Origin of the sequence: Kitasatospora sp. NPDC056531 (assembly GCF_042794375.1) — a bacterium.
Lineage (GTDB): Bacteria > Actinomycetota > Actinomycetes > Streptomycetales > Streptomycetaceae > Kitasatospora.
This window is the reverse complement of the sequence record NZ_JBHTTU010000382.1, coordinates 1-1,240: the sequence shown is the minus strand read 5'-3', so window position 1 is coordinate 1,240 and position 1,240 is coordinate 1. Positions and strand designations below refer to the sequence as shown.

The window sequence follows — 1,240 nt, the reverse complement described above, 5'->3', positions numbered from 1 at the left end:
GTGTTGGTCTCGGTCGGGCCATCGCCGTCCACCAAGGTGAGGTCGGGGCAGGCCTCCAGGACCTTGCGGACGACCGCGCCCGGCACCGCCTCGCCGCCGGTCCACACCTCACGGGCACCGCGCAGGCAGCCCGGGTCCTCCTGGGCGAGGAGGCGGAACAGTCCGGCGGTCAGCCACAGGCAGCGCACGCCCCGCTCGGTGACGGCGTGGCGGACGGCGGCGGCGTCCAGGTCCCCCGGCGGGGCCAGGACGGCGGTGCCCCCGCCACCCAGAGCTCGTAGGTGGCGGCGTCGAAGGCGTGCGGGGAGTGCACCAGCACCCGGTCGTGGCCGGCGAAGGCGCGGTCCAGGGCGAGCGCGGCGACATCGCGCTGACGCACCGCGACACCCTTGGGGGTGCCGGTGGAGCCCGAGGTGAACATCAGGTACTGGAGGTGGTCGGGGTGGACCGCCGCGACGGCGGGCTGTGGCCGCTCGACGGGGTCGGTCCGGTCGACGGGGTCGGTCCGGTCGACCCTCAACACCCCTTCCGCCGGGAGCAGTTCGACGGCCGTCGGGGCCCAGTCCAGGTCGGTGAGCAGCAGGTCCGCGCCCGCCTCGGCCAGCATGCGGTGCAGCCGCTCGCGCGGCGCCCGGCCGTCCAGCGGCACGTAGACGCCGCCGGTGCGGACCAGGGCCAACTGGGCGGTGACCAGGGCGACGGACCGGTTCATCAGCACGCCGACCGGGCGCTCGGCGGCGACCCCGAGCGCGGCCAGCCGTCCGGCCAACACGGCCGCGCGGGCGTCGAGTTCACGGTAGCTGAAGTGCTCGTCCGCGGCCTCCAGGGCGATCGCGTCGGGGGTGCGGCGCACCTGCTCGGCGAACAGCTCGGCGACGCTGCGCTCGGGTCGATCGACGGCCGTGTCGTTCCAGTCGGCGAGGATCCGCCGGCGCTCCCCGGCGGTCAGCAGCGGCAGTCGCGCGGGCGGGCGCCCGGCCCCCTCGGGCATGCCGGTCAGCAGGGCCGCGAGCTGCCCGGCCATCCGCCGGACCGTGTCGGCATCGAACAACCGCGGGTCGTAGCACAGGCGCAGGGCCAGTTCGGGCCCCGGGAGGGCCAGCAAGGTGAGCGGGTAGTTGGTGGTCTCGATGCCGTCCAGCTCGCGCAGGCGCAGGCCGTGCCCGGCGGCCGCGTCGGAGTCGACCGGGTAGTTCTCGACGACCACGATGCTGTCGAACAGGGCGGTCTGCTCCGGGAG

The 1,240-nt window shown here is 75.6% G+C and carries 1 pseudogene; it reads right to left on the bottom strand.

Going from position 1 to position 1,240, the window contains the following annotated elements:
- Positions 1-1,240, bottom strand: a pseudogene (locus tag ACFQ87_RS46620) (AMP-binding protein); the annotation flags it as partial.